The 6,668-nt window shown below is 72.4% G+C and carries 4 protein-coding genes and 1 pseudogene; all 5 read left to right on the top strand.

Annotated features, from left to right (window positions below; genetic code table 11):
• Positions 1–507 (top strand): annotated as a pseudogene (locus AC5LUJ_RS05925) (hypothetical protein); the annotation flags it as partial.
• A 264-nt stretch (positions 508–771) separates the two neighbouring features.
• Positions 772–3,318, top strand: coding sequence for a serine/threonine-protein kinase (locus AC5LUJ_RS05920; protein WP_493464590.1), 2,547 nt, complete (start codon positions 772–774; stop codon positions 3,316–3,318).
• Between the two features lie 136 nt (positions 3,319–3,454).
• Positions 3,455–5,428 carry a serine/threonine-protein kinase gene (locus tag AC5LUJ_RS05915; RefSeq protein ID WP_250285534.1) on the top strand — a complete coding sequence of 658 codons (1,974 nt, stop codon included), beginning with the start codon at positions 3,455–3,457 and terminating at the stop codon, positions 5,426–5,428.
• Between the two features lie 399 nt (positions 5,429–5,827).
• On the top strand, positions 5,828–6,223 hold the full coding sequence (sdhC, locus tag AC5LUJ_RS05910) for a succinate dehydrogenase, cytochrome b556 subunit (protein WP_250285535.1): 396 nt from the start codon (positions 5,828–5,830) through the stop codon (positions 6,221–6,223).
• The gene (locus AC5LUJ_RS05905; RefSeq protein WP_250285536.1) at positions 6,223–6,660 is read left to right on the top strand and encodes a succinate dehydrogenase hydrophobic membrane anchor subunit; all 438 of its coding nucleotides are present in this window, start codon (positions 6,223–6,225) and stop codon (positions 6,658–6,660) included. Before sdhC ends, AC5LUJ_RS05905 begins: the two co-directional genes overlap by 1 nt.
• Positions 6,661–6,668 lie beyond the last annotated feature (8 nt).

Here is a 6,668-nt window from a genome sequence, read left to right as displayed (position 1 = left end):
AGTATCCCGGCGGCGGTGGCCCTCGCTGTGGCCTGTGTACTCCCGCTGATTCCTCGGCCGTACGCCGTCGAACGCTCACCCGACGTGCCCGCGTTCTTCACCACTGACGCCGTGAGAACCCTTCCGGCCGGCTCCAACGTGCTTCTCCTGCCCTATCCGACCGGGCTGCGGACCACCGCGATGGCCTGGCAGACCGCGGCGGACTTCCCTTTCTCGATGCCGGGCGGCTACTTCATCGGCCCGGGCCACGACGGGAAGGCGTACATGGGCGGGAAAAAACCGACAGCAACAGCACAGTTACTGGACGGCATCGAAAACAACGGGGCCGCCGGCCCGGTGACCCCGGCACAGATCGCCCGGAGCCGCGCCGACTTCGCCGAGCTCGGTGTGCGCGCGGTCGTGCTCGGCCCGGCAAGGCACCTGGACGACCTGCGCGACACGGTGACGTCGCTGACCGGACACCCGCCGGAGCTCACCGGAGGTGTGTACGTCTGGCACCTTCCGTGATATCCCGTGCCGGACGCCCACCGCTGGACAGCCCGTGATGCCGGTATGCGACGCGCCCCGAACCGGTGCGGTCGACGTGTGATGAAGTAGGCCGAGCGATGTCCTCGAGCACGGACAATGTCCACAGGCAGCGTCCGCGTCCACGAGCAGCGTCCACGTCCACAGGCAACGCCCATGTTCACAGGCAGCGTCCGCGTCCACGGACAATGTCCAGAGGACGGGCAATGCCCACGAGCAAAATCCACAGGGAGGTGGGACGGCCGGATGCCGCTCGAGCGCCACCCGACGTCGAAAACCGGGCGGGAACCGGATTCCGGCCAGCTCGTCGCGGGCCGTTACCGGCTCGGCGCCGAACTCGGCCGCGGCGGTTTCGGTGTGGTGTACGCGGCCACCGACGAGCTGCTGCGGCGGGACGTCGCCGTCAAGGAAATCCGCCTCCCACCGTCGATCTCCGCCGACGAGCGGGCGATCCTGCGCCAGCGGGTGCTGCGCGAGGCGCGCTCGGCCGGCCGGGTCCAGCATCCCGGGCTCGTCCCGGTCTTCGACGTCCTCGAGGCGGACGGCCGCCCGTGGATCATCATGGAGCTCGTGGAGGGCCGCTCCCTGTCGGAGATCATCTACGACGAGGGCCCGCTGCCGCGTGAGCGGGTGGCCCGGATCGGCATCAGCCTCGCCTACGCCCTGGAGGCCGCGCACCGGACCGGGATCATCCACCGGGACGTCAAACCGGCGAACGTCCTGATCAGCGCGGACCGGCGCGCCCGGCTGACGGACTTCGGTATCGCGCTGTCCGCGGGGGATCCGACCCTGACCCGCACCGGCATCCTGCTCGGCTCGCCGTCCTACATCGCCCCGGAACGGGCCCGGGGGGAGGCCGGCGGCCCGGGCAGCGACATCTGGGCGCTGGGCGCGACCCTGTTCACCGCGGTCGAGGGCGGCGCGCCCTACGAGCGCGACAGCGCCATCGCGACGCTGACCGCGATCGTCGAGGGCAGACGCCATCCCTTCCGGCTGGCCGGCACCCTCGCGCCGATTCTCGCCGATCTCCTGGCGGTGCGGCCCGCTGACCGCCCGTCGCTGTCCCTGGCCCGGCGACGGCTGCGGAAGGTCAGCGAACGGGAGTCCTCCCGGCGGCTGCCGGGCACCCGTGCGGGCCGTACCGACCGCGAGCGTCCGCCGCGGACACCGGCGGGCCGCGACGGCGTCGCGCCGGGCGCGATCCCGGTGGGCCCCGCCCGCGCCGAGGCCGACGAGCGGGATGCCGTTGTACCGGGGCCGGGCATGATCCCGGTGAGCCCCGCCCCCGCTGAGGAACATCCGGCGCGCACGGCCGGGGCGAGCCAGGTGGACGCGGCACCGGCCTCCACCGGCGGCTCCACGGCCGGCCCGCCCGCCACCAGCGGATCCGGCGCCGGCCGTCCCGCCATCGGCCGCGCCGTGGCCGACGGCGGCACCGCCTCCGCCGGTGATGCCGCGCCCGACAGCGCCGGAGCCGGTCACCAGCGGACCGGCCGTTCCACCGACGCCGCGGCGCTCGACGCCCCGACACTTGATGCCCCGGCTCCCGACATCCGGGCGGCGGTAAGCGCCGCCGCCCGGCGGTCGGCTGTGCCCCCCACCGGCAAACCCGCTGTGCCCCCCACCGGCAAACCGGCTGTGCCTTCCGTCGGGGAAACCGAGGAGCCGGCCACGCCGCCGGCCCGCTCCCGGGAGCAGGCTCCTCCCACGCCCCCCAGGCCAGCGAAAACAGCGGCCGGAGCAGCTGAGACGGCCATCCTGCCGGCCAGCCCGCGGGGCCTGCCGGCAGGCCCACGGGATCGGCCTCCCGCCGCGCGTCCCGGAACGGCGAAGGCACCCGAACCGGCTGGACCGGCCCGGACGGCCGGCTCAGCGGCAACACCGGCAGCACCGGGAACACCCGCGGCGGCAGCCACTGCCGGACCAGTTCGGACGCCCGGGGTCCCCGGACCGGCTCGGACGCCCGGGGTCACCGAGCCGACCGGGCCGACCGGGCCGGTGGCGGTCGCCGGGACGGCCGTCGCGGGGCCGGCGGGCGCGGCGGCGGGCGGCCGGTCCAGCCGCCGGCGCCTCGGCGTGATCGTCGCGGCCCTCACGGCGGTGCTGGCGGCTACGGCCATCGTCCTCGCGGCGGTGCTGGCATCGGATCCGGCCCGGCCAGGAGCGGGCCAGCCGCCGGCAGCGGCCGCGACCGGCCAGGGGAGCCCGGACGGGACCACCACGAGCCAGACCGCTCCCACGATCACCGGCCCACCGGCCTCCACCCGGCCGTCACCTGACGCAGGCGTTCCGGCCGCAGCGGTCACCGCCGACCCGGGGCTGGCCCCGCCGGACACCACACCGGTGGCCCCGCCACCGGGCTGGCGTACCTACTCCGGCCCGTCGGGCTGGTCGATCGCCTATCCGGAGGGCTGGGAGGAACGGCCCGCCCCAGGAAACGAAGGACGGAACTTCACCAATCCGCAGACCGGCGCATACCTGCACATCGACATCACCGCGCGGGCCAATCCCTCCGCACTGACGGACTGGACGGCGCACGAGGACGACCTGCGCGCCCAGGTGCCCGACTACCGACGGGTGAAGATCGCGCCGGCTGACGGCGGCGACGGGGCGATCCAGGCGGACTGGGAGTTCACGCACACATCCGGCGGGAAGACGGTGCACGTTCTCAACCGGGGATTTGTGCGCAATGGCCATGGCTACGCGTTGTACTGGCGTACCGCGGACTCCCGCTGGGAAACGGACCTTCCGTTGATGTGGCAGCTTTTCTCGACGTTCCGGCCCGGCCCCTGACCATCTTCCGGGCCTCTTCCGGGCCGTTCCGGGCCTCTTCCGGGCCGTTCCTGGCCGGTGCCGGCCATGCGCGCCGGGCCGGGCCGGCTGAGGGCTGTCTGCACGTCCGCCCGTGCATCTGCAAGACTTGACGGCGATGGCCAGATCGGCACCACCGCCCGGAGACTCCGCGCGCCACAACACACCCCGATATGTATCTCAGCGTTACCGTCTGGATACTCCAATCGGGCGAGGTGGCGCCGGTGTCGTCTGGTGCGGTGAGGACGAGCTTCTTCAGCGCCCGGTCGCGGTCAAGGAAATTCTGATTCCGCACACCGGCTCACAGGTCGAGCGCGACGGGCTGCGGGCCAGAGTGCTGCGGGAGGCCCGCGCCCTCGCCCGGCTGAACAGCCCGGCCATCGTCTCCGTCTACGACGTGGTCGAGGAGGCCGAACGCCACTGGATCGTCATGGAGCTGGTGGACGCCGACAGCCTCGGCGAGGTCATCCGGGCCGAGGGGCCGCTGCCGCCCGACCAGGTGGCGGCCATCGGGCTGACGCTCACCGAGGCGCTCGCCGCCGCCCACTCGGCGGGTGTGCTGCACCGTGACATCAAGCCCGGCAACGTCCTGCTCGGCCGGGACGGCCACGTCCGGCTGACCGACTTCGGCATCGCGGCCACCGACGGCGACTCGACCCTCACCGGCACGGGGGCGCTCGTCGGCTCCCCCGCCTACATCGCCCCGGAACGGGTGCGGGGCTCCTCCGGCACCCCCGCGAGTGACCTGTGGGGGCTGGGCGCCACGCTGTACGCGGCGGTGGAGGGGCAGCCGCCGTTCGAGGGGCCGGAGACCTACGCCGTCCTGACCGCCGTGGTGGAGGGGCGCCGGCGCCCGTTCCAGCTCGCCGGCCCCCTGCGTGGCCTGCTCGCCGACCTGCTCGACCGGCCGGCCGAGAGCAGGCCGGACGTGGCCGAGGTACGCCGGCGGCTGCGCCCGGTCGCGGGCGGGGCCGTACCCGTACCGGCGTCGGTCACCGGATCCGACGCGGAACCGGTGACCGAGGGGAAGGCCGGCGCCGGGCCCGCAGTGGACGCCGAGGAGCATGCCGGCGACGATCCGGCATCCGACGAGGACGCGCGGGCGCACGGCCCGCAGATCGCTCCCTCCGCCACCGGGACGCCCGCGGCCGACCTGGTGACCATGGACCGGTCGGTGAGCGGTACGGCCAAGGACGGCGGGCCGGTGGCCGGCGGCGCGGCCGAGGACCCGGCCGAGGACCCGGCCGAGGCCGGAACGCTGGTCGCCAGGCGGACGGTCGCCGCCGCGGCGGCGGAAGCGGACGCGCCGAGCACCGGCCGGGCGGCCGGCGCCCCGGCGGCGCCCGCGCACCATGACCGTCCTGGCATGCCTGAGGAGCCGGTGACCGCGGTGGCGGTCCGGACGCGCACCGGCGGCGCCCCGCTGCTGGACACCTCGGCCGCGACCACCCTGGCCGGCAACCGGTTCACCCCGCCCCCGTTCGACTTCGGCGGGTACGGTGTCGGCAACCAGGACGACCCCGATGACGGTCTGCTACCGGTCACCAGCGGTGTCATGGGCCCGGCCGGCAACAGCACAACTCATGGTCACCTGGGGAACGGAAGAACGTCAACCGACTGGTGGCGTGACGGAACTCCCCTGCACCGCGGCGCGGTCGCGGCGGTGGCCGCGTCCCTGGCCGTATGTGTGGCGCTCGTGGTCGGCGCGCTGCTCCGCTCGGGTTCCGGCACCGACGTGCAGCTGCAGCCCGGTGGGGGCACCAGCCCGTCGGCGAGCGGGGCGGCCGGGCAGCGCAGCGTCGACCCCTCCGCGCCCGTGCCCAGCCCGAAAGCCCCGGTGGGGGTGGACAGGCTCCCCACCTCCCGCCCATCGTCACCACCCGTAGCGAGCACGCCGGCCGAGCCGCTACCGACCGCGACCGAGGCGCAGCCCGTGACCCCCTCGCCGACGCAGGTGGGTGCGAGCCCGACCAGCCCGGCCCCGACACCAACCCAGATCCAGCCGACGGACCCAGGCCCGACGGCCTCGACCCCCAGCGCGTCGCCACCCACCAACCCACCGCCACCGCCACCACCTGACGGGCGCACCTGATGCCGCGCTGCCGCACCTGTGACAGGGGTCCCTGAGGGCAGCCCTTTACCCTTCAGAACGCTTCATCACACAATGAAGACGATCACTATCTGTGACATACCTCACCTAAGTGTCACGGAAGCCGGCATGCCCCGCCAGGGGGCCAGCACTAGCATCGGGTGCACACAAACCGTCGTCCACATCATGATGTCTCCGGGTGCCCTGGTTCCTCGGTGACGCGAGCTGCCTGCCCGTCAGATCACTGCCCGGATCATCGGCTCGAGCGCGGCCTCTGGGCCATGCTCATGAACTGGCGGGCGCCATGGCAGCCGTGCCATCTTTGGCCGGACAAGCCACCATGAGTCATCGGACGGATCATCAGGACCAGCCTCTCGGAAGGCCGGTCCGGAGGAGCTTTCAGTGCCGAAGGCACCAGCGGGCACGCTCTACCGCGGCCGCGAGGGTATGTGGTCCTGGGTTGCTCACAGGATCACGGGCGTACTGATCTTTTTCTTCCTGTTCGCCCACGTCCTGGACACCGCGCTGGTGCGGGTGTCCCCATCGTCCTACGACACCGTGATCGCGACCTACAAGAACCCGATCGTGAACCTGATGGAGGTGGGGCTGGTAGCGGCGGTTCTCTTCCACGCGCTCAACGGGATCCGGATCGTGCTGATCGACTTCTGGGCGTCCGGCCCCCGTTTCCAGCGCCAGATGCTGTACACCGAGATCGTGCTGTGGGTCATCCTGGTCGTTCCGGGCACCTACTACATGCTGAAGCACACGGTCGAGAGCCTGTTCGGGAGCGCGTCCTGATGGCGACAACGATCGACGGCGCGGCCGCCCCGGCCATCGAGGCGCCACGCAGCCCACAACGCCGGCCCGTACGCACCAAGGCGCGGACGAACTTCGAGCTCTACGCGTGGCTGTTCATGCGGGTCTCCGGGATCCTGCTGGTCTTCCTGGTGCTCGGCCACCTGTTCATCATGAACATTCTTGACGGCGGTGTGCAGCGGATCGGCTTCGGCTTCGTCGCGGGCCGCTGGGCCTCACCGTTCTGGCGGACCTGGGACCTGCTCATGCTCGTCCTGGCCGAACTGCACGGGAGCAATGGCCTACGCACCGTCATTAATGACTACGCTGAGCGGCCACAGACCCGGTTCTGGCTGAAGATGTTGCTGTACGTGTCGGCGTTCCTGGTGATCTCCCTGGGATCACTGGTCATCTTCACGTTCGACCCGAACATCTCCTGATAGCGCCT

This window comes from Protofrankia sp. CiP1_Cm_nod3 (assembly GCF_982290655.1).
Note: the sequence above shows the minus strand (reverse complement) of the source record. Positions and strands in the feature narration are given on the sequence as shown.

Excerpts from the sequence above, each read along its gene's own strand:
- AC5LUJ_RS05920 (WP_493464590.1), top strand. The coding sequence starts at position 772 with ATGCCGCTCGAGCGCCACCCGACGTCGAAAACCGGGCGGGAACCGGAT.
- AC5LUJ_RS05915 (WP_250285534.1), top strand. The coding sequence starts at position 3,455 with ATGGCCAGATCGGCACCACCGCCCGGAGACTCCGCGCGCCACAACACA.
- AC5LUJ_RS05905 (WP_250285536.1), top strand. The coding sequence starts at position 6,223 with ATGGCGACAACGATCGACGGCGCGGCCGCCCCGGCCATCGAGGCGCCA.